This window comes from Gordonia sp. NPDC003425, from assembly GCF_053588635.1.
Map to the genome: position 1 here is coordinate 14125 of NZ_JBSFQI010000017.1, position 25503 is coordinate 39627.

The 25503-nt window shown below is 67.5% G+C and carries 21 protein-coding genes; 6 read left to right on the forward strand and 15 right to left on the reverse strand.

Features of this window, described 5'->3' with window-relative positions; genetic code table 11:
• Positions 1–27: 27 nt before the first annotated feature.
• From ACWDTD_RS17345 to ACWDTD_RS17355, 3 genes are all read right to left on the reverse strand, one after another.
• The gene (locus ACWDTD_RS17345; protein ID WP_449748376.1) at positions 28–1092 is read right to left on the reverse strand and encodes an MAB_1171c family putative transporter; all 1065 of its coding nucleotides are present in this window, start codon (positions 1090–1092) and stop codon (positions 28–30) included.
• Positions 1093–1133: 41 nt separating this feature from the next.
• Positions 1134–1676 carry a hypothetical protein gene (locus ACWDTD_RS17350; RefSeq protein WP_449748377.1) on the reverse strand — a complete coding sequence of 181 codons (543 nt, stop codon included), beginning with the start codon at positions 1674–1676 and terminating at the stop codon, positions 1134–1136.
• Positions 1677–1750: 74 nt separating this feature from the next.
• A complete protein-coding gene (locus ACWDTD_RS17355) occupies positions 1751–2311 on the reverse strand; it encodes an XRE family transcriptional regulator (RefSeq protein WP_449748378.1) in 561 nt (186 codons plus the stop codon).
• A 931-nt stretch (positions 2312–3242) separates the two neighbouring features.
• Here ACWDTD_RS17355 and ACWDTD_RS17360 point away from each other — a divergent pair.
• Positions 3243–3551: a hypothetical protein gene (locus ACWDTD_RS17360; RefSeq protein ID WP_449748379.1), complete on the forward strand. Its 309-nt coding sequence runs from the start codon at positions 3243–3245 to the stop codon at positions 3549–3551.
• On the opposite strand, the gene ACWDTD_RS17365 is transcribed toward ACWDTD_RS17360, so the two are convergent.
• A complete protein-coding gene (locus ACWDTD_RS17365; RefSeq protein WP_449748439.1) occupies positions 3483–5204 on the reverse strand; it encodes a TM0106 family RecB-like putative nuclease in 1722 nt (573 codons plus the stop codon). The two genes, ACWDTD_RS17360 and ACWDTD_RS17365, sit on opposite strands and share 69 nt — an antisense overlap.
• A gap of 119 nt (positions 5205–5323) precedes the next feature.
• Between ACWDTD_RS17365 and ACWDTD_RS17370 the strand changes: the two genes are divergently transcribed.
• Together ACWDTD_RS17370 and ACWDTD_RS17375 are read left to right on the forward strand one after the other, a co-directional pair.
• Positions 5324–6016: a DUF6474 family protein gene (locus tag ACWDTD_RS17370; RefSeq protein ID WP_449748380.1), complete on the forward strand. Its 693-nt coding sequence runs from the start codon at positions 5324–5326 to the stop codon at positions 6014–6016.
• Positions 6017–6066: 50 nt separating this feature from the next.
• Complete coding sequence (locus ACWDTD_RS17375; RefSeq protein WP_449748381.1) at positions 6067–6810, forward strand: hypothetical protein; 744 nt, start codon at positions 6067–6069, stop codon at positions 6808–6810.
• Between the two features lie 26 nt (positions 6811–6836).
• Here the strand turns inward: ACWDTD_RS17375 and ACWDTD_RS17380 are convergent, their stop codons facing one another.
• Positions 6837–7688, reverse strand: a complete 852-nt coding sequence (locus ACWDTD_RS17380) for an alpha/beta fold hydrolase (protein ID WP_449748382.1) — start codon at positions 7686–7688, stop codon at positions 6837–6839.
• A gap of 32 nt (positions 7689–7720) precedes the next feature.
• Complete coding sequence (locus ACWDTD_RS17385) at positions 7721–8530, reverse strand: helix-turn-helix domain-containing protein (RefSeq protein ID WP_449748383.1); 810 nt, start codon at positions 8528–8530, stop codon at positions 7721–7723.
• Positions 8531–8600: 70 nt separating this feature from the next.
• Between ACWDTD_RS17385 and ACWDTD_RS17390 the strand changes: the two genes are divergently transcribed.
• Positions 8601–9068, forward strand: coding sequence for a DUF3224 domain-containing protein (locus ACWDTD_RS17390; RefSeq protein WP_449748384.1), 468 nt, complete (start codon positions 8601–8603; stop codon positions 9066–9068).
• Between the two features lie 240 nt (positions 9069–9308).
• Here the strand turns inward: ACWDTD_RS17390 and ACWDTD_RS17395 are convergent, their stop codons facing one another.
• From ACWDTD_RS17395 to lysX, 5 genes are all read right to left on the reverse strand, one after another.
• Complete coding sequence (locus ACWDTD_RS17395; protein ID WP_449748385.1) at positions 9309–11345, reverse strand: glycosyltransferase family 39 protein; 2037 nt, start codon at positions 11343–11345, stop codon at positions 9309–9311.
• A gap of 241 nt (positions 11346–11586) precedes the next feature.
• Positions 11587–13140, reverse strand: a complete 1554-nt coding sequence (locus ACWDTD_RS17400; RefSeq protein ID WP_449748386.1) for a succinic semialdehyde dehydrogenase — start codon at positions 13138–13140, stop codon at positions 11587–11589.
• Positions 13141–13185: 45 nt separating this feature from the next.
• Positions 13186–13680 (reverse strand): ribonuclease E activity regulator RraA, encoded by a 495-nt coding sequence (gene rraA, locus ACWDTD_RS17405; protein WP_449748387.1) that lies wholly within the window; start codon positions 13678–13680, stop codon positions 13186–13188.
• A gap of 73 nt (positions 13681–13753) precedes the next feature.
• Entirely contained in the window at positions 13754–14665 is a 912-nt protein-coding gene (locus ACWDTD_RS17410) for an alpha/beta fold hydrolase (RefSeq protein WP_449748440.1), read from the reverse strand.
• A complete protein-coding gene (gene lysX / locus ACWDTD_RS17415; protein ID WP_449748388.1) occupies positions 14662–18072 on the reverse strand; it encodes a bifunctional lysylphosphatidylglycerol synthetase/lysine--tRNA ligase LysX in 3411 nt (1136 codons plus the stop codon). Before lysX ends, ACWDTD_RS17410 begins: the two co-directional genes overlap by 4 nt.
• A gap of 103 nt (positions 18073–18175) precedes the next feature.
• Between lysX and ACWDTD_RS17420 the strand changes: the two genes are divergently transcribed.
• Positions 18176–18448, forward strand: a complete 273-nt coding sequence (locus tag ACWDTD_RS17420) for an RNA-binding S4 domain-containing protein (protein WP_449748389.1) — start codon at positions 18176–18178, stop codon at positions 18446–18448.
• A gap of 3 nt (positions 18449–18451) precedes the next feature.
• Here the strand turns inward: ACWDTD_RS17420 and ACWDTD_RS17425 are convergent, their stop codons facing one another.
• Positions 18452–18607 (reverse strand): hypothetical protein, encoded by a 156-nt coding sequence (locus tag ACWDTD_RS17425; protein WP_449748390.1) that lies wholly within the window; start codon positions 18605–18607, stop codon positions 18452–18454.
• Positions 18608–18751: 144 nt separating this feature from the next.
• Positions 18752–19636: a cutinase family protein gene (locus ACWDTD_RS17430; protein WP_449748441.1), complete on the reverse strand. Its 885-nt coding sequence runs from the start codon at positions 19634–19636 to the stop codon at positions 18752–18754.
• A 187-nt stretch (positions 19637–19823) separates the two neighbouring features.
• Between ACWDTD_RS17430 and ACWDTD_RS17435 the strand changes: the two genes are divergently transcribed.
• Complete coding sequence (locus tag ACWDTD_RS17435) at positions 19824–20258, forward strand: SRPBCC family protein (protein WP_449748442.1); 435 nt, start codon at positions 19824–19826, stop codon at positions 20256–20258.
• Between the two features lie 30 nt (positions 20259–20288).
• Here the strand turns inward: ACWDTD_RS17435 and ACWDTD_RS17440 are convergent, their stop codons facing one another.
• Positions 20289–21743: a glutamate synthase subunit beta gene (locus ACWDTD_RS17440; protein WP_449748391.1), complete on the reverse strand. Its 1455-nt coding sequence runs from the start codon at positions 21741–21743 to the stop codon at positions 20289–20291.
• Positions 21736–25503 (reverse strand): glutamate synthase large subunit (gltB, locus tag ACWDTD_RS17445; RefSeq protein WP_449748392.1); only part of this gene is annotated, 3768 nt, incomplete at its 5' end. The genes gltB and ACWDTD_RS17440, both read right to left, overlap by 8 nt.

Genomic DNA, 25503 nt, shown 5'->3' on the forward strand with positions numbered 1-25503 from the left:
AGATCGCTTTCCGGAGCGTTCGCGCGGTTATGCTGCGAGCATCGGCGTGCTGACGGCGCGCGAGACCTCCAGCAACGGCGCAGCCTCGGCGTCGAGTCCGTCGCCCTCGGCGGGCAGGATCGGACGAACAGCGCCCGACACGGCACCGGCGTCGCGATACGCAGATGCTGCCTCGCGCAGCGAGGCCACCTGTTCCGACGGCGACCGCGCATCGAAATCCGCCGGCAGCAGCGGACTCAGCTGGGTGAGTGCGTCGCGGATCTCGACCACCATCCGGTGTAGCCGTTCGGTCGAACCCATCCGCCCGGCCGGCAGCACCACCTCTGGAATCGCCTCGGTGACCAACTCCCAGAGCGGCGCGAGATCGTCAACGTCCCGACGCCGCCGACGCCCGACGACCAGTTCGCGCCACCTCGAATGCAGCATCGGAAAGCTGATCCCCAGCAGAAAGGCGACCACTCCGACGATGTCGAGAGTCCTGCTCCCCAGCAACGTCCAGGTGGCACCCACCAGCCCGGTCGCACTGCCGAGAACAGCGACGATCTGCACCAGCGAACCGACGGCCAGCAGTGTCAGTCCGACGCTGAGCAGGCCGAGGGACACCCGCAGATAACCGTCGGCAACCGCGAAGAACTTGCGGACGCTGCGCACGCACGCGGAGAAGCCGTACATCAGGTAGCCGCTGGCGATCAGGTAGAACAGGGCGAATCCCCAGGTCTGGAACGTCCAGTCGCCCAGCTGTTCGCTGCGTAGTTCGGGCGGAATCACCACAAGGGAGATCTGCAGGCCGATGAGCGCGACCACCAGCGGTATCGCTTCGATGCCCGCCCGCCGTTCCCGTGTGACCTCCGGCGCGGGGAAGAAGAACACGATGATCAACGCGGCCACTCCGACGGCGAGCATCCCGTACAGCGTCAGCCGCGCCGAACCGGCAAAGAGGGCGTCGTCGATGTAGTGCGACGCCGTGCGTCCGGACACGACGAACGCCAACGTGAGGGCAGCGATCGCGACGGTCATCGCGATTGCTTGCAGTCCGCCCCCCTTGCGGCGAATCTGGTCGAGGCGCCAGCACAGAGCTGCCGCGAACACCACGAGGGCGGTCAGGTTGATGATCCCGACGACGATCGCTCACCTCACAGCCAGCCTTTGTGGCCTCCCAATAGACGTTGCAGGTCCCGCAGGTCCGAGTGGTCGGCGGTCCCACTGACGGCGTCACCGGCGTGGGCCGCCCACGTCAAAATAATAGAAGCCAGCTTCTCCGCTTCCCACTCGCGGTCGTCGGAATAGCACGTTCGACGTAATGCGGCCTCGGAGTCGTCCTCGGGCGGGGCGGTGAGTGCCGCCGCCGATGTCGCACCGAGCATCTGATGATCGGCGATGAGATGGCCGAACTCGTGGATGATGATCTGGTCGCGGTGCAGCGGTGAGGTGTTCGCCTGGTAGAAGAAGTAATCCGCATCCTCGGCCGCGAGCCAGATCCCGTTCGGCATGCCGGCAGGCAGCGGGTAGGGCATCGGGATGATCGGGCGGCCGCGGCGTTCCCCGAAGCGCTGACACAGCTGTTCGACGTCGAGCGGGAGGTCGAGGTCGAGACCTTCGAGTGACCGGTGGCACAACGCACGCAGCTCGCGTTCGCTACGTCGCGACCCTCGCTTGGTGTGGCGTTTGGAGATCACGACCGGGCCTGCTGTGGAGTCGTCGCTGTGGAAAGTCGTCGCTGTGGAGTCGTCGCCGGGTGGGGTCGTACGGCTCAGTCGTTGGCCGGACCGCCGACGACGCGCAACGGCGCGTCGAGATCGCCGTTGTCGTCACTCAATCCGGCGGCGGCGATGTCGGGCGGATCCTTCGGCAGTCCCTGCTGCTCCCGCAACACCTTGATGAGTTCGTTGACCACGGTCACCGAATCGCTCGACAGGCCCGCGAGCCGGAACGCGGCCAGCTGAACGTTGGTGTCGGCCTGCAGGCGCATCAGGTCGATCTCGTCGCGGGTGCGCTGTGCGGCGCGATCCTCGAGGAAGTAGTGGACGTCCACGCCGAACGCGGCTGCGATGCCCTCGACGGTGCGGAACGACGGGCTCTTGGCCTTACCCGAACGTAGTTGGCTCAGATACGACTCACCGAGTCGGAATCCGCGTTCGGTGCTGCGCGCAGCGATTGCCTTGGCACTGTAGGCGCGTCCGTTGGGACCCGGAACCGTACGGAACAGTTCTTCGAGCCGACGCGCGAACAGCCCCGGGTCCACAGCCTCGGTCCTCATGTTCGATTCCCCTCCGACGCCGCCCGCTGGCCTGTCCACGCCACGTGAAGTCATAAGAAATTCTCCGAAAGCCGACACTTGCATTTGCAGACATTTAAGCCCGGTGTGCATCCCCCATGCAACGGTCGCTAGGTTGCGACGCTACCCCAAATGGGACACCGTGGGTACAAGCTGCGCAGACGAGCGTTACGCAACTAGGTGTGGTGTTGTTCACACTTTCACCTACTTGACAGTGTCGGCGGTGAAATCCTGGTGAAAAGTTCATGAACAACACCCACATTTACAATATTGCACTGTCTGTCAAATACTAGCGGAAAGGGAGCTGATGACGCATCGGGTCAATCCATCGCGCACACGTCGGCACCCTCCCCGACCTCTACTGATCGTACTGACGCTGCTCGCCGCCGGACTCCTCGCTCTCGGAGCGGGGCTCGGCTGGGCCGATTCACCCGGTGACGGCGAGACAACGTCGGGCGGAGGTTCCGAACAGGGGACCGGCGGCACCGGGAACGGTCACTGGGGCAACGGCGGACACGGCCCCGGCGGCAGCGGCTCCACCCACACAGGGCACCCCACCCACACAGGGCACCCCACCCACACGGGGCACCCCACCCACACAGGGCACCCCACCTCCCCCACTCGTCCGACCCACACAACTGCTCCCACCAGTGGCACGACGACCCCTGGTGGCACGACGACCTCCAGTGGCACCACCACAACCACAACCGGGGAGACCACGACCGCGGAGACAACGACCGGGGGCACCACGACCACCGGCACCACCACGACGGATGTCCCCACCTCCTCGACCGGTGGCGCGGGCATTCCCGGCGGGTCCGGTCCGGGTCGCACTCCGGGCAACACGCCGCCGGGGGGCACGGTCCCGTTGGGCGCGACATCGGGGGGCGGTGTCGGCTCCCCGGCCGGACCGGGTTCCTCGGAGGGGGGCGGTCTCGCCCCCGGCGCCACCCCACCCGCGGTACCGATGGTCGCACCACCGGCCCTGCCGGGTCCGCCGGCGGGCGCAGGGTCCGGGGCATCCGGCCCGGCGGCAGCCGGAGCTCCCGCCGCCGCGGTGATCGCGCCGCCACCGCCGGCAGCGAACGCGCCAAACCAGCAGGCACCACCCGTGCCGCCGGCCACCGCCCCGCCGGCGGCGGCGCCGGGTGTCACGCTCGCCGGGGTCGGCCGCTTCATCGCCGACCTCGGTCCTGCCGGGTTGCTGCTACTCGGTGCCGTCGCCCTGCTCGGCAGCGGCTCCTTCCTCGAAGCGCTGCGTTCGGCCAGAGTCTGATCGTCGGAAACCGAGCAGATCGTCCTCGAGCGGTACGTCGAGCACCTCGTCGGAATCGATCCACTCGCGCAGCACCTTGGTGGCCCGCACATCGTCCTCGTTGTATTCCAGCAGGCGCTCGCGCTGAGTGGGATCCACCCGATGATCACCGAGACCCACGGCGTGCCGGTACCAGTCCATCGATGCCTCGCCACCGGCGTCTGCGTCACGCCAGGCGAATCCGGCCACCGGCGCCACCCGCTTGAGTCCCTTGCCGTTGGGGCAGACGAAGTTGACGCCGACGGCCTCGAAGATGTCGACCCACTCGGGCGAGTCGATGAATTGCTGCACCTCGGTGAGTGTCGGTATGCCCGGGTATCCGGCGAAACGGGTCGCCGACCCGAGTAGCCACCTGTTCTCGGCCTGCTGCGAATAGCAGTAGGCGGCAAAGCTTTTGCCCGCTGCCCGCGCCCGCTCACGTTCGCCGGTCAGCCACGCCCAGAACTCCGCGAACGAGCGGGCCTCGTCGGTGGTGGGCAGCGCCTGCCACGTGACGAACGCGCGATACCGCACGGCCCGAGCGAGATCGGTCCGGTCGGTCAGCAACGTGCCCCACAGGTAGGCGCCGTCCTCACCGAAACTCTCCATGTCGACGTCGACCTCAACGTCGGCCCGCACCACCGCGGGACGCGGCACCCGGCGCACCAACGGGATGTCGGCGAGCCACGCGATGGCCCCGATCACCACGTCGTCGAAGCGCATCGTCGACGGCCACTCCGGCGGTGGTTCGCCGGTGTAGCGGGCGAGTTGGTCGACGGTGTGGATGCCCGCACTGCGCAAGGCGTCGCCTCGGTTGCCATTGGCAACCAGGCTCACATCGCGACGCTCGGTCAGTTCGGGTCCGCATCGACCCCACCATGGGCAGCCCCGGCATTCGGACACCTTGCGCGGTGTGGTCGCGACCTCTCCGGCGGCGAGTCGCCGGCGCCGGGCAAACACCTGCCGGTAGTCGGGCAGCGCGGTGCCGATCGGGTGCACGAGAATGCAGTCGGCGTCGAGTCCGACCGCACCGGCAACCAACTGCTCCTCGGGCACCGGTGGGGCGAGGCCGAGGTCGAGCAGCATCTGCGTCAGCTGGGCCAGCCGCAGTTGATCACGCCGGTTGGGGCGCGCGGTCCGGAACGGATCGGGGGCCGGCGCCCATCCCCACAGCGGCGAGGTGACGATTCGCGGCGGACCCGCGTCACCGAGGCGAGGTGGTCGGGCGGGATTGGTCACGCGGTGGTTCACCACGATCACCGGCACGTATCCGGACCCGCCTGGGTGCTCGACACGCACCAACAGTTCGGCGTGTCCACGTCGGCCCCGCTCCGGATCGGCCGGCAACGTGGCGTTCCAGATCCACCACACCCCGTCCGCGCAGGCACGCCGAGTCGCCGCCACCCGCTCGGCGTACGGTCCGTCCACCACGACGAAGGTGCCCGCGGGTTGATCGCTGTGGATACCGCGCACCAGGTCACGCACCCGTTCGCGCTGAGTCTGCGCCGCTTCCTTGCGGCGCGCCGCCTCCGGGGTGTCGGGCCGGTCGGCGACGAGATGCGGATGTGCGAAGTCGAGGGCTACTCGATGCTCACACCCGGCGAGATCACGTGGATGCAACAGCGCCGCGGCCACCGTCACCTCGATTCTCACTCGTCGTCGGCCGACATCGGGCCTGCACCAATGGCCCGACGGTCTTCTGCGAGCCTATGCAATGCTTGTACCAAACCCCGCGCAGCGAAAGGTGTCCCCGCATGGGATTGTTCTCGTCCGACGGCAAGAGTCGTTCGCAGCGGCGCGCCGAGGCCAAGGCACTCAAGGCCAAGGCCAAGCTCGAGGCGAAGCTCGAATCCAAGGATCGCCGCGAGGCGGCGAAGCAACGCCGCAAGGAGGAGCACAAGTTCCGCAAGAAGGAACTGAAGGCCGAGCGCAAGAACATCAAGGCCGAGGCGAAAGCGCAGGAGAAGGTCGCCAAGGCGCAAACCAAGACCGTGGTGGCAGAGGCGAAGGCCGCGGCCGACGCGAAGCGGCTCTCCCCGGCCAGCGTGCGGCGTTACCTGACCGTCGCACGATTGGTGGCACCGATCGTGGTGCCCATCGCCTACCGCGCCGCCGTCGGGGCCCGGGGCCGGATCACCGAGGTGCAGGCGCGCCGCGTCGGTGTAGCGCCCGGACTGCTCGACCAGTACTCCGGACACGGTGCACCGCTCCTCGCTCGGATCTCGTCCATTCGTACGTCGCTGCAGAAGGTTGCCGTGCAAGACACCTCGTCCGACGCCAAAGAATTCGTCGACACGATGACCGCACGCCTGGACAACCTGGCCATCGCGGTGGAGACCTCCGAGTCGATGCCGAGTTCGCAACGTCGCACCGCTCACCGTGCGGTCGAGGACGAACTGTCGGCGATCGATGCAGACGTTCTTGCCCGTCTCGGTGTGCGGGCGTGACTACCATGAGTGCTCACCCGAACTGACCACCGCAAAGGGGGCGTCTGCACATGACCGAACCGGAGCCCGGCAGCAATCCGTCCGGCGACGCGCACGAGACTCCCGCTCAGGACGCTTCGGCCCAAACGCCACCCGCGAAAAAGGCACCCGCCAAAAAGGTGACCGCGAAAAAGGCACCTGCCAAAAAGGTGACTGAAAAGAAGGCACCTGCGAAGAAGGCACCTGCGAAGAAGGCGCCCGGGCAAGAGCCCGGGACTGATGCGGCCGCGACGGATCCCGGCGCGAAGAAGGCGCCGGCCAAGAAGGTCCCCGCTCCCAAGAAGGTCCCCGCTCCCGCGAAGGTCCCCGCTCCCAAAAAGGTCACAGCCAAGAAGACGCCCACCAAGAAGGTGACAGGCAAGAAGGCGCCGCCGACCCGGGACCGGGCACGCACGGCACCGCCCAAGGCGACTCCGCCACAGATGGCCGCCGACTCCACCACCCCGGCGGAATCGCCCGCACCGCCCGCACCAAACGTGCCGGAGACACCGGCCACTCCCCCACCCGCAGCACCGGACACTGCGCCCGCATCCACGGACACACCGGCGGCCGCGACACCTCCGGCAGCCCAGGTCCATCCCGACCCGGTGGCCGAATCCGATGCTCGCCGAGCAACTTTCGCGCAATTGCGGTCGGTGACGCCCACCGAACCGCCCACCACGAACCCGGCGATGCCGCTGGCCATCGGCGCGGCCGCCACGGCGGCGGCATTCCTGGCGCTCATCGCCGCGATCCTGCTACGCCGCAGACGCTGACCGCTCCGCGGGTAGACGGACTCGGTTCACACCCGCACCGACTTGATGCGTGCGAGCACGGCTTCGGCGATCTCGGCCGTGCGCTTCTGCGGCATCCAATGGTCGGCGCCGCGAAGCACGATGAACTCGTACGGTCCGGTCACCGTGTCGGAGCATCTACGCGCCCCGGCCCGGCTCAGGTACCTGTCGCGGTCGCCCCAGATGTAGGTGGTGGGCACCGACACCTTCGGCGTGCCCATCCCATTGTCGAAACGCAGCGCCCGGTACCAGTTGGCGCCGCCGTGCAGGATGCCGGCCTCGGCGGCCTCGGCGGCAAGCCGGGAGGTCAGCGATGGTTCCCGTCCGGCCTTGCGGGCCTGTTTCACGGCGAGGGGGGCGAGCTTCGACATCGTCCACTCGGGAATCACCGGCACCTGCATCGCCACCATGTACCACGACCGCAGCGCCTGTCCGCGCGGCATCGCCCAGATGAACGCGCGGGGGTGGGGCACTGCCAGTGCGGTGAGTGAGGCCACCCGGTCGGGGTGTTGTGCGGCGACCACCCACGCGACGCCCGACCCCCAGTCGTGCGACACGAGGTGCACCTTCGGCACCCCGAGTGTGTCGATGAGTGCCAGCACGTCGTCGACGAGTTCGCTCATCCGGTAGTCCCGAACGTGTGGCGGCCGTGCGCCGGGCGAATAACCGCGCTGATCCGGCGCGACGGTCCGTAGCCCGTTCTCGTTGAGGATCGCGGTCACCCCCGCCCACGACGCCGCGCTCTCGGGAAACCCGTGCAGTAGAACGACGGGCAGTTCGCCGGAGTCGAGCGGCCCGGTGTCGATCACGTCGAAGACGAGTCCGTCTCGGCTGAACTGGCTGATCCTCGTGCTTGTCATCGTCGCACCTCTCTGTGGTGTCCGGGCCGGACTCAGGTTGCTGTTCGGACATAGGTCGCCGGGGGTGTCCCGACGATACGGGTGAAGGCACGCGTCAGGTGCGCCTGGTCGCTGAATCCGAGTGCCGCCGCCACATCGGCCCAGTCGACCGGCTCCCCCCGGTGGGCGACGGCGGCCGCGTCGAGCAGCCGAAACCGCTGGATGACCCACTTCGGGCCGATGCCCACGTATTCGCCGAACTGCCGTTGCAGGGTCCGCACACTCACCCCCGCGTGCCGTGCCAGCTCCTCCGCGCGGGTCATCGACGCGTCGTGTTCGGCGTACGCCACCAGTTCCGACATCTCCCCGATCACCGGGTCGCGCACCGGCTCGAGGTCGCGCAACCACGAGTGGGTGGCGTCGGTGAGTTCCGCGTCGCCGCCCGGCGTGAGCAACCGTCGCGCGATCCCCCGGTCGTCGATGCCGAGGAGCCCGTCGAGCGTACGCACCGATCGGGTGATCGTATTCATGGCAGCGTGATAGAAGCCGCGAAAACCTCCGGCGCGGAAGGCGATTCCCACCACCTGCCCCTGATCGCGGAGGGTGCGGGAAAAGTGACTGTCGCCCACCCCGTGCGCCGACATCCGGCCGTCCTCGGCCACGACGTGCACCACCGGCTGCGGAATGACCTCCTGCACATAGGGTTCGGTGGCGTTCCAGCGCACGATCCACAGGTAGTCCACCCAGTACGCGAGGTCGGCGGCGGGCGGACGCCGCGTGACCGTGAACGGCGCAACACCGCCGGGGCGCAACACCGCGCGCGGTCGGCCGCTCGGCTCGTCGCACGCGTCGTCGGATCCCATCCTGACCAGTGTGTCGAGGCTGTCGCGTTTGTACAAGACCGTCCGGCGCGAATCCGGCAGGCTTGGACGCATGAGCACATCAGAGGTCACCGAAACACACACTGCAACAGGAACATTCCAGGTCACCTCCTGGTCGGAGGACAAGGTGTACACGGTCGACGACCGCACCGTGGAGATCGGCGGCGCACAGTATCCGGCGCGCGGCTTCTCACGTGCCGACGTCTCCTACGCGTATTCCGGGGATGTCACAGGCACCGGCAGGCTCGCCTACCTGATCGCCTACATCGAGGGAGCCGCGGCGCCGACCGTCGGGTTCGAGGCCTTCGAGGGTTCGATCGACGGGCACGACGGGTCACTGGTGCTGCGCCACGACGGAGAACAGGACGCGCAGGGTGTTCGCGAACGGCTCGACATCCTCGCGGGACTCGGCACCGGCGGCCTCGAGACGATGCGCGGGTACGCCGAGATCGACCTGTCCGGCCACAGCGACGACGGGTACGCCATCACCTTCCACTACACCCTGGGTTCGCCCCGCTGATCGAGCCTCCCCCCTCCCCCCGCTGGTGGAGCCCCCCGCCGCTGGTTGAGCCTGTCGAAACCACCCCCGCTGGTCGAGCCCCGCCGCTGATCGAGCCCCCCGCCGCTGGTTGCGCCCCCCGCTGGTTGAGCCTGTCGAAACCACCCCCCGCCGATCGAGCCCCCCGCTGATCGAGCGACCCCCCGCTGATCGAGCCTGTCGAGATCACCTCAGATCCTCACGGGGAAGGAGATGTCCCGATCAGATCAGCTTGTACACGGTGGTCCCACCCACCGTGGTGGCGGTGAAGTTCTGCGCGACCCACGTGGAGATCTCGGAGTTCCCGCCCGGACCGCCCTGACCACCGCCGATGTAGTAGGCGATCTTGCCGTCGGCCACGTACTGCTTGAACTCATCGAGGGTGGGCGCCGGGTCGCCGCTCCATCCGCCGATCGCCATCACCGCCTTGCCGGTGGCGATCTCGATGCCTGCCGCCGACTGCGAGCCGTTGGTGGCCGCAGCCCACCTGGTGTTCGTGTTCTGCAGCAGCGTCACCAGTTCGGTGTTTGCCGACACGCCCCCGCCGGGGCCACCCATGCCGCCGCCGCGCTGGCCGCCCGTCGGCGCACCCTGACCCGAGGGAGCATTCTGACCCGATGGGGCGCCCTGACCGGCCGAACCGGACCCGCCTTGGGCACCGGACCCATCTTGGGCACCGGGCCGCTGACCACCGGGTCCGCCCATACCGCCGCCCTGCACACCCGCGGTCTGCACCGCGGTCGGGATGGACCCGGTGTGTGCGGTGGCCGCCGTCGCGATCGAGAATGCCGCGGTGCCGCCGAATCCGGCCAGCGCACCGGCGATCACCGACGCCGCCACCAGCTTCCGCAACCCCATCACGCTGCCGGCGATGACGCCGATCACCGCACCCACGGCGAGCACCGCGATCAGCCAGCGGCACCACACCGGTCCCCAGTCGTTGCGGTTGAGCAGCACGATCGACCACCACGCGGCCAGCCCGATCATCGCGACCATCGCGATACGGCCGTCCCAATGGGCGCGACGACGCCAGGCGAACACTCCGCCGAGCGCCACCATCGCGGCCACCGCCGGCGCCAGCGCCACCGTGTAGTAGGGGTGGATGACGCCGCTCATGTAGCTGAAGATCATGCCGGTCACCAGCAGCCAGCCGCCCCAGGTGACGATCGCCGCCGACTCGGTGCGGTTGACCCCGTTTCGGTAGCCGAACACCGGGAAGCTGCGGATCATCAGGTACACGCCGAAGGCGATCGCAAACAGCGCCACCGGCAGCAGCCACGAGATCTCGTTGCCCATCTCCGAGCTGAACAGTCGACTCAGGCCCGTCGCGCCGCCGAACGACCCACCGGCGCCACCGCCGCCACCGGGTCCGCCGCCGGAGCCGCCGCTGATCCGGCCGACACCGTTGTAGCCCCACACGAGGTCCATGAAGCTGTTGTCGGTGGAACCGCCGATGTAGGGGCGCGACGACGCCGGGGTGAGGATCGTGGCGAGCACGAACCAGCCCGCGGATGCGACGAGTGCCACCGCGGCCAGCACCAGCTGACCGATCCGCCTCACCCAGCCGTTGTTGGCAAACAACAGGTAGGCCAGTGCGAACGCCGGAAGAACCAGCAGTCCCTGCAGCATCTTGGTCAGAAACGCGAAGCCCAGCGCCACACCCACCAGCGCCAGCCAGCGACCGGAATTGGTGGCGATCGCGCGGGCCGTGCAATAGCCGGCCGCCACCATCAGCAGTACCAGCAGGGCGTCGGGGTTGTTGAACCGGAACATCAGCGCCGCAGCGGGGGTGAAGGCCAGCACCGCACCCGCGATGAGTCCGGCCACCGTTCCCTGGCGCGGATCGGCGATCACGCGCCGCATGGTGGCGTACATCAGCGCCACCGCGGCGACACCCATCAGGGCCTGCGGCGCGAGCACTGCCCAACTGTTCATCCCGAAGATCCGCACCGAGAGCCCGGTCACCCACAGCGACGCCGGCGGCTTGTCGACGGTGATGAAGTTCGACGGATCGAGCGCCCCGAAGAACCAGGCCTTCCAACTCTGCGAACCCGCCCAGGCGGCCGCCGCGTAGAAGGTGTTGCCGTAGCCACTCGCGGAGAGATTCCACAGATAGAGCACTCCGGTCGCCGCGAGCAGCGCCGTCAGTGCGTAGGGACTCCACGGAACCGCGCGGCGTGAGCGATGCCTTTCCGAGCGCGCCGATCCGGAATCGTCGGCGGGTGGCGCTGCATCCGGCCGCTCGAGTACTGCGGTCATGGTCTTCTCCTACGGGATTTCTGGGGGCGGTCATCGGATGGATGGCCATTCACTTCACCCAGAATCCAGCCGGGGTCTCGGGTCAGCCTGGACGCCGGCTGGGAGAAGCCTGTGACCGCTCGCGGCGCACCGCAAGTGCACGGGTCACCACCACCTACACGCCAAGCATTGTTCGCAGGTGGGAGCTACCCGTGTTGTTTGCGGCAAGCCCGAGGGGAGAACTCGCCGGTCAACACCGGCGTCAGCGGCCGGGCAGGTATTTCAGGCCACGCACCGCCACCGGGGTGATCGCCCGGTAGAGACTGTCGGGCACCAGCGGCGCCTTGTCGATGCCGAGGAACCGCTGTTCGGCGATGGTCTGCGACTCGCAGTACTTGAGCAGGCCTTCCTCTCCGTGGCGGCGACCGACCCCGGAGATGCCCATCCCGCCCATCGGTGCGGCGGTCGACGCCCACGCAGCGGCATAGCCCTCATTGATGTTGACCGTCCCGGCACGCAGCTGCTCGGCGATGGCCTGCGCCTCGGCGCTGCTCCCCGCCCACACACTGGCGTTGAGTCCGTAGTCGGTGTCGTTGGCCAGTTTGATGGCCTCGTCGGTGGAGTCCACGGGGTACACCGACACCACCGGGCCGAAGGTCTCCTCGCGGAAACACGTCATCTCCTCGGTCACGCCGGTCAACACCGTCGGCTCGAAGAAGAACGGCCCGAGGTCGGCGCGACGCTTGCCGCCTGCGAGCACGGTGGCGCCCTTGGACACCGCATCTTGGACGTGCTCCTCGGCGGCGTCCACCTGTGCCGCCGACGCCAGCGACCCCATGTCGACGCTGAAGTCGTAATTGGCGCCGAGCCGCATGTTGGCGACGAAGGTGGCGAACTTGTCGCTGAATTCGTCGGCGATCGCCTTGGCGACGTAGAGACGCTCGATCGAGATGCACAGCTGCCCCGAGTTGGAGAAGCACGCGCGTGCCGCGCCCTCGACGGCGTGGTCGATCTTGGCGCCGGCGGTCACGATCATCGGATTCTTGCCGCCGAGTTCGGCGGAGAACCCGATGAGGCGACGTCCGGCCTGCTCGGCCAGCGATGCCCCCGTTGCCGACGAGCCGGTGAACATCACATAGTCGGTGGTCGCCATGATGGCCTGTCCCACAACACTTCCCGGACCGGGAACCACTGCGTACAACTCTTCGGGCAGACCGGCCTGATAGAGCAGTTCGGCCAGCGCGAGCGCACAGTACGGGGTCTGGCTGTCGGGTTTGATCACCACGCCGTTACCGGCCATCAGCGCGGCCACCGCATCGGAGACCGCCAGGGTCAGCGGGTAATTCCAGGGGCTGATCACGCCCACGACGCCCTTGGGCTGATAACGCACCCGCACGCTCGTGGCGCCCGGGAGCATGCCCTTGACCTTGCGGTCGGCCAGGAGCTTCGGACCATTCGCCGCGTAGTACCGCGCGGTGAGCGCGACGTCGAGCGTCTCCTCCTGTGCGTAGACGCGGGCCTTGCCGGTCTCGGCCTGCGCGATGTCCATCAGCGAATCGGAGTTGCGGTAGACGAGTTCGGAGAAGCGGTTCAGCACGGCGGCACGCTCGGCGCTCGACTGCTTGGCCCAGCCCTCCTGCGCAACGCGGGCGCGGGCAACCGCGGTCTCGAGATCTTCGGCGGTGGCCACTGGGATGGTGGCCATCTCCACGCCGCTGAACGCCTCGAGCACCGGCCGGGTGGGTCGGGCGTCGGCGTTGTCGATGGCGACCAGTTTGCTGAGACGGGCGAAGTAGTCGGGAGTGGGCTTGGGCATCGGTTCCTCCTTGAGCGACGTGTGGGGTGATGGGAAGGGCGGCAGTCAGGGCGCGACCAGCACGATGCCGTCGTCGTCGGAGTAGACGGTGTCGCCAGGCGTGAACGTCACCCCACCGATGGTCAGGGGGATGTCCCGCTCACCGGCACCGGTCTTGGTGGACTTGCGCGGGTTGGTGCCCAGCGCCTTCACCCCGATCTGCATGCCGCCGATGGTCTTGGCGTCGCGGATGGCGCCGTGGGCGATGATGCCGACCCAGCCGTTGGAGCGGCCCAGTTCGGCGATCAGATCTCCCACCAGGGCGGTGTGAACCGACGCGTCACCATCGATCACCAGCACCCCGCCGGGATTGGATTCACCGAGCACCGACTTGAGCAGCGCGTTGTCCTGGAAGCAACGGACCGTGGATACCTGCCCTACGAACTCACGGACACCGCCGTACTGGGTGAACTGGGTGTCACAGCTGCGGACATCGGCGCCGATCTCGTCCACCAGATCGGCGGTCGGGGTGAAGGTGAGTTCTGCCATACCGTCCAGCATATGTGTGACCGTGTGTCATGGGTACCGGCGGCCGAACAGATCTCCGACGCCTACCGACTCCCGGGCCCGGTGGTCAGTGGGCCGCATCCCCGGAACCGGCATCGCCCATTCCGTCGACGATGTCGGCGACCTCGTCGGGGATCTCGAGGACCACGAAGTGCCGGGCCGACACGGTGAGCAGCCGGGCGCCGAGGACACGCGCGTACCTCCGCTGCTTCCACAACCAGAACGTTCGCCACATGCGCGGGCCCGACATCGCGGCCACCACGACCACCGGCACCGACGGCATCGACGCGTGTTGCCGCAGGTACCGAAGCGAACGGTTCATCGTCGGGAACGCCGCGTTCTCCACGAAGGTCGCCAACACCATCGACGATCCACCGAACAGCCGGCTCGACCAGTACTGCTGGCGGCTGTCGTAACCTTCCGGCGGCACCGGCAACATCATTCGCCGCATGTGAAAACCGCCGTGCCGGTTCAGCGGATAGTGACCGGTCGCGAGCCGGGTGGCCCGCACCACCCGATGGGCGTTGGCCACCCGGAATCCCGGTGGCACGATCCGCCAGGGCGCCAGCACGTACGAGCCGTCGAGCACCACCACACCCGCGGTGCGCGCCGGCCGCAGCCGCGCGAAGGCCTCGACGTACAGCGATGCCAGCGAATGCCCCACCAGGGTCACCGGCTCGTTGACCCCGAGCCGATCGAGGACGGCGTCCATCCGCGCGACCTCGTCCTCCAGGGTCGGGATGCGGTGCCGCTCGGGCGGATCCGAGAGACCGTACCCGGGCCGGTCGTAGCGGATCACCCTGCGTCCACGACCCACCAGCCGCGCGGTGAGATGGTCGAGGTCGAACCAGTTGCTGCCCAGTGCGGCCATGAGCAGCACCGGCGGGCCGGCGCCCTCGTCGAGCACGTGGATGCGACGGCCCGCCTCGCCCACCAATTGTCCCGGCGGTGGCCACTCGTCGGCGGCGCCCACGCTCAGCTCTCCGCCGGTTTGGCGAGCGGGAACGCCAGCGATTCGCGGATCGACTGGCCGGTGATCAGCATCACCACCCGGTCCACCCCGACGCCGAGACCACCGGTGGGCGGCATCGCATATTCGAGCGCCTGCAGAAAGTCCTCGTCGAGTTCCATCGCCTCGGGGTCGCCGTCTGCCGCCAGAATCGATTGTGCGGTCAGTCGTTTGCGCTGTTCCACCGGATCGGTGAGCTCGGTGTAGGCGGTGCCCAGCTCCACTCCCCACGCCACCAGATCCCACCGTTCGGCGACCCCCGACACGCTGCGATGCGCCCGGGTGAGCGGCGACACCGATGTCGGGAAGTCCTTGTAGAACGTCGGGAATGTGGTGCGATCCTCGCCGAGGTGTTCGTAGAGTTCCAGCACGATCTGCCCGGCATCCCAGTCGGGACGGTATGCGACGCCGAGTCGCTCGCAGATCGCCCGCAGGTCGTCGACCGACGTCTCGGGCGTCACCACCGTGCCCGCACCCTCGGAGATCACCTCGTGCACGGTCTTGACCGGCCAGTCACCGGAGATGTCGATGCACTGCGGGTTGCCGTCGTCGTCCATCCGCCAGATCACCGGTTTGCCGTAGGCGGCGGTGGCCGCGAACTGGATCATCTCCCGCGTCAGATCCAGCATCTTGAGGTAATCACTGTGTGCCTCATAGGCTTCCAGGCTGGTGAACTCGGGGTTGTGGCTGAAGTCCACGCCCTCGTTGCGGAAGTTGCGGCCGATCTCGAACACCTTCTCCACCCCGCCGACGCAGAGCCTCTTGAGGTAGAGCTCCGGTGCGATGCGCAGATACAGGTCGAGGTTGTAGGCGTTGATGTGCGTGAGGAACGGGGTGGCGTTCGCGCCACCGTGGATCTGCTGCAGTATCGGTGTCTCCACCTCGAGAAAGCCACGCGCGGAAAGGAAGTCACGCAGCGCCTTGACCACCACGCTGCGGGTGGCCAGCAGATCGCGGGTCTTCTGGTTGACGGCGAGGTCGACGTATCGCTGCCGGACCCGCGCCTCGGGATCGCTGAGCCCCGACCACTTGTCGGGCAAGGGGCGCAAGCACTTTCCGATCATGCGCCAGCGGTCCACCAGCACCGACAGTTCGCCACTGCGGCTCGCGCCCATCACCCCGCGCGCCTCCACCAGGTCGCCGAGGTCGACGTCGCAGCCGAAATCCCTTGTTCCCGGCTGCAATTGAGAGGCATCGATGAGCAACTGAACGGTGCCCGACCAGTCGTGCACGTCGGCGAACAGCACCTTGCCGAAATCACGAATCCGGGTGACCCGTCCGGCCACCGACACCGGTGTGCCCGCGGGTTCGGCCACGGCCGCGGCAATGGTGTGGCTCGGCGCGTCGGCCGGCGGATAGGGATCGACACCCTCGGCGACGAGGCGATCGAGTTTGGCCAGACGCACCCGCACCTGCTCCGGGCGCGCGGCGCTCACCTCGGCAGCCTCGGCGGCCTCCGCGTCGAGCTGTGCGACGAACGCGTCCACGTCGAGGCCAGGCGGGATCGACGACTCACCGGAGACGTACTGCTCGCGCCGGCCCAGCCGGGGCAGCCGCACGAAGCCCTCGGCGACGACCGCCGCCAATCCCGCCCTGGCGGCCGTCCGGGAATCCTCGAAGCACAGGAACCTCGGTTCCCAGTCGGGGAGGTATTTGGCGTTCGATCGGTACAGCGATTCCATCTGGAAGAACCGCGATCCGAACATCAGCACCGAATAGCTCAGCCGCATCACCGGGCCCGCGCCGATCTCCTGCCCCTTCTCGAAGACCGCGCGGAAGGTGGCGAAGTTCAGCGACACCTCGGTGATGCCGAAGTTCTCCGACTGCCGGCACAGTTCGGTGACCATCGTCTCCACCACGCCGTTGATGCCGTTGCGGTCCCGGCGCATCACGTCCAGCGACACCCCGTGCCGCCCCCACGGCACGAAGGACAGCATGCCGATGACGACCTCCTCGGCGGTGCCCTCGTGCTCGACGGCCTCCACGAGCAGGCAGTCGCCGTCGTCGGGATCACCGATACGCCCGAGTGCCATCGCGAATCCGCGCTCCTCGTCGGTGTCGCGCCAGGCGTCGGCACGCGCGATCACCACAGCCATCTCCTCGTCGGACAGATCGCGGTGACGCCGGATCCGGACCGTCACCCCGGCGCGCCGGGTGCGGGTGACGGCTTGGCGCACGCCCTTCATCGTCGGACCACTGAGACTGAAGCCGCGGGTATACAGGATCGCTTCGTCGCCGATCGCGAGTGAGGTGAATCCGGCGGCCTCGTAGGCCTCGGCGCCGCGTGCGCTCGACCCCATCGCCGCCGGATGCCACCCGTAGCGTTCACACAACACCAGGAACTCGGCGATGGCGTCCGGCCACGAGTCTGGGTCGCCGACCGGATCGCCGCCGGCAACACCGACGCCGAGTTCGACCCGATAGGTGATGGCCGCGCGGGCGTCGCGCGAGAACACCACTGCCTTGTCGCGGCGGGTCGAGAAGTATGCGAGCGAGTCGTCGTCGTTGAACCGTGTGATGAGTGCCCGGATCAGCCGTTCATCCGTGGCGGTCATCAGCGACCGCAGCCGCTGCGAACGGAACAGCACCGACGCCGCCGCGATCAGCGCGAGCGCCCCCAACAAACCCAGTAATCCGTTGACCGGCGGATAGGAATGGTGACCGTCGAAGGTTCGCTGGTCGATGGCGGCGAACGCCACCACCCGGTTGAAGGCGTACGGCAGTCGCTCGCCGCGGGTCAGCGAACCCGGAAACAGCCACACCACCACCCAGCCGACCATCGTGGCCACCGCGAGCCCGGCCACCAGCACGGCCAGCGCGCGCAGCACCGCGCCGCGTCGGACCCGTGTGTAGAACTGCCGGTAGGTGGCGAGCAGAAAGACCAGGGCCACGATGTCGATGCCGAGTCCGATCGCGATGTGCAGGCGTTCGGAGTCGGGCACGTCGAGGTCGTCGGCCACCGGCTGCCACAGCAGCAGCGCGTTGCCGGCCATGAACAGCAGCAGGTAGACCACGCTGATCCACCAGGCGATGCGTTTACGGGCTGAGAGCGCGACGGCGATCAGCGCCAGCACGAACGACCAGGCGAAGCTGGTGTCGGGCATGGAGATGATGAAGTTGTCGACGTAATCGCGCGGCACGTGAATCCAGTGCCGGAAGAACGGGAAAATACTCGAGAGCAACGCGATGGTCGCCATGACGCCGACCACTGTGCCCGCGATCCGGGGGGCGTGGCTGCCGAATCCGCGCGGATTGCGAATGCGGTCGAGAAGGTCGGCGGACCGACGTTCCGCGGCTGCCCGCTGCCCTCTGGCCGGAACTTCGGAAACACCATGCACGGGAGGCTCCGGAGCGGCCGGAGGCGTCTCAACCACCATCGTCCTAACGTAGTACCGCGCCGCCGTCCCGCGACACAGCCGGTCGACACATTGATCGACGTCCCGGTAGCACACGCCCCGACGATTGGGCAGGATCGTCGACATGGACGACGGCAGCGTTTTCGGCGATCAGGAGCCCGGCGAACAGGAGTCCGGCGAGTCGGCCTACGACGTTCCGATCCGTGACGGCGTGATCCGCCTCGGGCAGTTCCTGAAGTTGGCGAACCTCATCGAGTCCGGTGCCGAGGCGAAAGAGGTGATCGGCGAGGGTCTCGTCACAGTCAACGGTGAGCGCGAAACACGGCGGGGGCGCCAACTCGTGGTCGGCGATGTGGTGGAGATCGAGGGAGCGCGGGCCAGGGTGGCCCGCGACTAGCGCCTAGACGGCGAGGCGCTTGAGTTCGGCCGGGGTCGCCAGCCGCTCGGCCTCCGCCGGGAACATCTTGGATGCGCGGCCGCGCCCGAACCTGCCGCCGCTGATCGCGTACAGCATTGAGGGACGTCGGGTTGTCTGATGTGCGGGAGTTGATCTCATGCCGAACCCTGCTTCGAGATAACGGACACAGTGTTTAGTATTGTGCTGCACGCCATCGTGCGTGGCAACTCACCCGGGTATATCGATGATCACACGCCGACCGTTACCTGCAGGTCAGCGACGCGCGGTGGTTCGTGATCCTTGTCACGCAAGGCCGGCGAGGAACCTGTGTGCCCACTCGGTGGCGGTGACACCCGGCTTCACCTCGAAAGTCGCGTAGTCCCCATGCGAGCCGGACTGCAGGAATCGGTTGAACTGGATGATCTGTTCGCGGGCCCGCGCGTTGCTCAATTCCTCGACCACCTTGCCCGGACCGCCCTGGGTGAGCATCTCGTTGACGATCGCCGCGGCCTCCGCCTGATACTGGCCCACCTGACTCGGCGTGGGGTCGCTGGTCTCGGCGAGATATCCCGCGATCCGGGTCACGTAGTAGTCGCGCGGCACGTTGCAGTACAGATCCTTCGGCGCGCAGATCGTGAACGCGCGCGGCAGCACGTAGCCCATCCCGTCGAGACGAGGTCCGCCGCTGCCCTGCCCCGACAGCGGCGGGCCGACGAGGTTGTCCTTGAACGAACGGCGCGGATCGGAGATCAGCACCACCCCGGCCACCTGCTGCGGTTTGATCTGTTGACGCCCGGTACCGATCTCGGAGGCCACGTCGCCCGCGGCGTCGGCACCCTGGCTGTAGCCGGTGAGCGCGATCTTGGTGCCGGGGCAGCGGCTCAGCATCTGCAACGCGAGGCCCTTCGTATTGGCCACCGCCTGCCCCTTCGACTTGCCGTAGATCGCGCTCTCCCACGGGAACGCGGTGGCGTCGTATCCGACGTAGGACACCTGCGTCTCCGGTCCCAGATTCGAGGTGACGGCGCGCATGAGACCGGGGTCGGCGCCGTTGGCCCAGGTACCCGGGATCGCCAGCACATACACCTTCGGGCATCCGGTGGGCGCGGCCGACGCCGGGCCTGCCGCGACGACGATCCCCGCGAGCCCCAACAGCAGCGCCAGCACTCCGGAGAGTGATCTGCGCATGGTCATTCTGCCTCCAGCTTTCCCCGATCGGACAAGCAGAAGTGTAGGCACGCACTGACCCATCCGGCAGCGTCGTCTCACCGAACTCTCATTGAACGCAGTTCAACGATCGTCACTGAACGCAGTTCAACGATCGTCACTGAACGCGGTTCGACATCACACTTCACCCGACATGCGAGGAAACCCTGTGGTCGACGTCTCACGCACCTTCACCGTCTCCGTACCGCGCGACAAGGTGGTGACCTATCTGCGCGACTTCGCGAACGCCGTCGACTGGGATCCCGGCACCGTGGAGTGCACCCAGATCGACGACGGCCCGATCGCGCTGGGCACCCGCTGGCACAACAAGTCGAAGCTCTACGGCATCTCCACCGAACTCGACTACGAACTCGTTCGCGACGATCCCGATCACGTCGTGTTCCGTGGTTCCAACAAGACCGCCGCCACGTCGGACGACATGTCCTTCACCGATCTGGGCGACGGACGCACCGAGGTCACCTACCGCGCGCTGGTCGACTTCCACCGCTTCGGCTTCATCGGCGAACCGCTGTTCGGCTTCATCTTCGGCAAGCTCGCCGACTCCGTCCCGCAGCAGATGACCTCGGTGCTCGAAAAGCTCTGAGCCGGTGCCGTTGCGGTTACGTCCTGGGGTTCAGCGCTGCGCCACCTGCGTCGGCACGATGGGTGCGGGCAGATCCGACGCCCCGGCGAGGTAACGGTCGGCGGCCGCCGCGGCCGACCGGCCCTCGGCGATGGCCCACACGATCAGCGACTGCCCGCGGCCGGCATCACCTGCGACGAATACGCCGTCCTGGCCGACGGCTGCGAAATCGTTGTCGCGCTTGATGTTGCCGCGCTGGTCGTACTCGACGCCGAGCTTGTCGAGGAGATCCACCCGCTCGGGTCCGACGAAGCCCATCGCCAGCAGCACCAGGTCGCACTCCAGCTCGAAGTCGGAACCCTCGACCTTCTCGAAGCGGCCGTCACGCATCGTCACCTCGTGCGCCTTGAGCGCAGTGACCTTGCCGTCCTCGCCGACGAACCTCTCGGTGTTCACCGAGAACACGCGCTCGCCGCCCTCCTCGTGGGCCGAGGAGACGCGGTACATCAGCGGATAGGTCGGCCACGGGGTCGACGCGGCACGCTCGGTGGGCGGCTTGGGCATGATCTCGAACTGGTGCACCACCTCGGCGCCCTGGCGCAGCGAGGTACCCAGGCAGTCGGCGCCGGTGTCGCCGCCGCCGATGATCACCACCTTCTTGCCCTTGGCGGTGATCTGGCCGGGCACGGTGTCGCCGAGCTGCACCCGATTGGCCTCGGGCAGGAACTCCATCGCCTGGTGGATCCCGTCGAGTTCGCGGCCGGGGATCGGCAGATCGCGACCGGTCGTCGAACCCATCGCGAGCACCACGGCGTCGAAATCGTCGCGCAGTTGGGCCACCGTGATGTCGACGCCGACGTTCACGCCGGTGCGGAACACCGTGCCCTCGGCCTCCATCTGTTCGAGGCGGCGGTCGATGTGCCGCTTCTCCATCTTGAATTCGGGAATGCCGTAGCGCAGTAGCCCGCCGATGCGGTCGGCCCGCTCGTAGACGTAGACGGTGTGCCCGGCACGGGTGAGCTGTTGCGCCGCAGCCAGTCCCGCAGGGCCCGAACCCACCACTGCAACCGACTTGCCGGTGCGCACGGTGGGCAGGACCGGCTCGATCCAGCCCTGCTCCCAGGCGTTGTCGATCAGCTCGACCTCCACCTGCTTGATGGTGACGGCGGGCTGGTTGATGCCGAGTACGCACGACGCCTCGCACGGGGCCGGACACAACCGTCCGGTGAACTCGGGAAAGTTGTTGGTCGCGTGCAGGCGCTCGATGCCGTCGGCCCAACGCCCGTGATACACCAGGTCGTTCCACTCGGGGATCAGGTTCCCCAGGGGACAACCGTTGTGGCAGAACGGGATACCGCAGTCCATGCAACGAGACGCCTGGGTCTCCAGGTGGTCGTGCTCGAAGTCGGTGTAGACCTCTTTCCAGTCCAGTAGACGCAATTCCACCGGACGCCGCACCGGCGTCTCGCGCTCGGTGTGCTTGAGAAATCCTCTGGGGTCAGCCACGTGCGGCCTCCATGATCGCTTCGTTCACATCTCGTCCATCACGTTCGGCCACCGCGATCGCCTCCAGCACCCGCTTGTAGTCGCGAGGCATCACCTTGGCGAACTGCTGCTGCGCGGTGTCCCATCCGTCGAGCAGCGCGGCGGCCACCGGCGACCCGGTTTCCGCGCGGTACTCGGCAACGGTGTCGGCCAGGAACTCGACGTCGTCGGTCTCGAGCGGTTCGATCTCGACGAGTTCGGTGTTCAGGTTGCCGGCCAGCGCGCGGTCGGGGTCGTACACGTAGGCGATACCTCCGGACATACCCGCCGCGAAGTTGCGGCCGGTCTCGCCGAGCACCACCACGCGGCCGCCGGTCATGTACTCACATCCGTGGTCGCCCACTCCCTCCACCACCGCGGTGGCACCGGAGTTACGCACGCAGAACCGTTCACCCACCACACCGCGCAGGAAGATCTTGCCGTCGGTGGCACCGAACCCGATCACGTTTCCGGCGATGATGTTGTCCTCGGCCACAAAGCCTTCCGGCGAGTTCTCCGGTGGACGCACCACGATGCGCCCGCCCGACAATCCCTTGCCGACGAAGTCGTTCGCGTCGCCGTCGAGGCGCAGGGTGATGCCCTTGGGCACGAACGCACCGAAGCTGTTGCCCGCCGAGCCGGTGAAGTCGATGCAGATCGTGTCGTCCGGCAACCCGTGCGCGCCATAGGCCTTGGTCACCTCGTGGCCGAGCATGGTGCCCACGGTGCGGTTGACGTTGGTGATCTTCGAACCGAAGCTCACCGGCGTCCCGTGGTCGATGGCCTCACGGCTCTGTGCGATCAGCTGCTGGTCGAGTGCCTTGTCCAACGCATGATCCTGCACGCCCGAGCAGTACAGATCCTGGTTCATGAACGGCGACTCGGGGCTCGAGAGCACCGGCGACAGATCCAGCTTGCCCGCCTTGGCCGAGCCCCAGTGCGCCAGCGCCTTCGCGGTGTCGAGCGCCTCCACCTGACCGACCGCCTCCTGCAGGGTGCGGAAGCCCAGGCGCGCCAGCAGTTCCCGCACCTCTTCGGCGATGAACATGAAGAAGTTCTCGACGAATTCCGGTTTGCCCGCGAACCGCTCACGCAGCAAGGGGTTCTGGGTGGCCACGCCCACCGGGCAGGTGTCGAGGTGGCAGACACGCATCATGACGCATCCCGACACCACCAGCGGTGCGGTGGCGAAGCCGAACTCCTCGGCACCGAGCAGCGCCGCGATCAGCACATCGCGGCCGGTCTTGAGCTGGCCGTCGACCTGCACCACGATCCGGTCACGAAGGCCGTTGAGCAGCAACGTCTGCTGCGTCTCGGCCAGACCGATCTCCCACGGTGCGCCCGCGTGCTTGAGTGAGGTCAGCGGGGAGGCGCCGGTGCCGCCGTCGTGACCGGAGATGAGCACCACGTCGGCGTGCGCCTTCGACACACCGGCGGCCACGGTTCCCACACCCACTTCGGACACGAGCTTCACGTGGATGCGGGCCTGCGGGTTGGCATTCTTCAGATCGTGGATCAGCTGGGCGAGATCCTCGATCGAGTAGATGTCGTGGTGCGGCGGCGGCGAGATCAGGCCGACGCCGGGTGTGGAGCCGCGCACCTCGGCCACCCACGGATACACCTTGTGCGGCGGAAGCTGGCCGCCCTCACCGGGTTTCGCTCCCTGGGCCATCTTGATCTGGATGTCGGTGCAGTTGGTCAGGTAGTGCGACGTGACGCCGAAACGGCCAGACGCCACCTGCTTGATCGCGCTACGGCGCCAGTCGCCGTTCTCGTCGTGGTGGAAGCGACGCGGATCCTCGCCGCCCTCACCGGAGTTCGAGCGGGCACCGAGCCGGTTCATCGCGATGGCGAGCGTCTCGTGCGCCTCGGCCGAGATGGAGCCGAAACTCATGGCGCCGGTGGAGAACCGTTTGACGATCTCCGCGGCGGGCTCCACCTTGTCGATCGGGATCGGGTCGCGATCACCGAAGTTGAAGTCGAAGAGACCACGCAGCGTGGCCAGGTTGCGCGACTGATCGTCGACGAGCTTGGTGTACTCCTTGAACACCTTGTACTGGCCGGTGCGCGTGGAGTGCTGCAGCTTGAACACGGTGTCGGGGTTGAACAGGTGGTACTCGCCCTCACGACGCCACTGGTATTCACCGCCCACGGGCAGTTCCCGATGCGCGCGTTCGGCCGGGCGCTCACTGAAGGCCAGCGCGTGTCGCGCCGCGACGTCGGCGGCGATCTCGTCGAGCCCGATACCGCCGAGCTGACTGCGCATGCCGCTGAAGAACTCGTCGACGCACGCCTGCGAGAGCCCGATCACCTGGAACAGCTGCGCTCCGGTGTAAGAGGCGAGGGTCGAGATGCCCATCTTGCTCATCACCTTGAGCACGCCCTTGCCGGCGGCCTTGATGTAATTCGCACGGGCGGTGGGATAGTCGATGTCGCCGAGCACACCGCGTTCCACCATGTCGCCGAGGGACTCGAAGACCATGTACGGATTGACCGCTGCCGCACCGAAACCGATCAGCGTGGCCGCATGGTGCACCTCGCGGCAGTCGCCGGATTCCACCACCAGCCCCACCTGGGTGCGCTTGCGTTCGCGGACCAGGTGGTGATGTACCGCCGCGGTCAGCAGCAGCGACGGGATCGGCGCCATGGTTTCGTCGGATTCGCGGTCGCTCAACACGATCAGGTTCACACCGTCGTTGATGGCGGCGCTCACCTGTGCCCGCACGTCGTCGAGCGCGGCGCGCAGCCCGGCACCGCCCTGTGCCACCGGATACAGGCCGTGGATGTGGGCGCTGCGGAAGTCCGGCAGGTTCTCGTCGTCGTTGATGCGGACGAGCTTGGCCAGGGTCGCGTTGTCCAGGATCGGCGACGGGATGAAGATCTGCCGGCACGATTCGGGACCGGGATGCAGCAGGTCGGCCTCCGCGCCGATGGTGCCGCCGAGGCTGGTGACCACTTCTTCACGGATGGCGTCGAGCGGCGGATTGGTCACCTGCGCGAAGAGTTGCTGGAAATAGTCGAAGAGCATGCGCGGACGCGCCGACAGCACGGCGATCGGGGTGTCGGTGCCCATCGAACCGAGCGCCTCGCCACCGGTCCGGGCCATCGGCTTCACCAGCAGGTCGAGTTCCTCGGTGGTGTATCCGAACACCAACTGCCGCAGGGTGACCCGGTGATGCGACATGCGCTTGTGGGGCAGTGCCCGCACATGGTCGATGTGGACGAGACCGCGCTCGAGCCATTCGGCGTACGGATGCTCGGCGGCGAGCTCGTCCTTGATCTCCTCGTCGTCGACGATGCGGCCTGCCGCGGTGTCCACCAAGAACATCCGGCCCGGCTGCAACCGCAGCTTCTGCACCACCTCGGAATGGTCGATGTCGAGCACGCCGACCTCCGACGCCATCACCACCAGACCGTCCTTGGTGACCCAGATGCGGCTGGGGCGCAAGCCATTTCGGTCGAGCACCGCACCCACCACGGTGCCGTCGGTGAAGCACACCGACGCCGGGCCGTCCCACGGTTCCATCAGCGACGCGTGATACTCGTAGAACGCCCGATGCTCCGGTTTCATCGATTCGTGGCGTTCCCACGCCTCGGGGATCATCATCAGCACCGCGTGCGGCAGGCTGCGGCCACCGAGGTGCAGCAGTTCGAGTACCTCGTCGAACTGGGCGGTGTCCGAGGCCCCGGGGGTACACACCGGGAAGACCTTGTCGGCAACACTGGACCCGCTCGCTTCGCT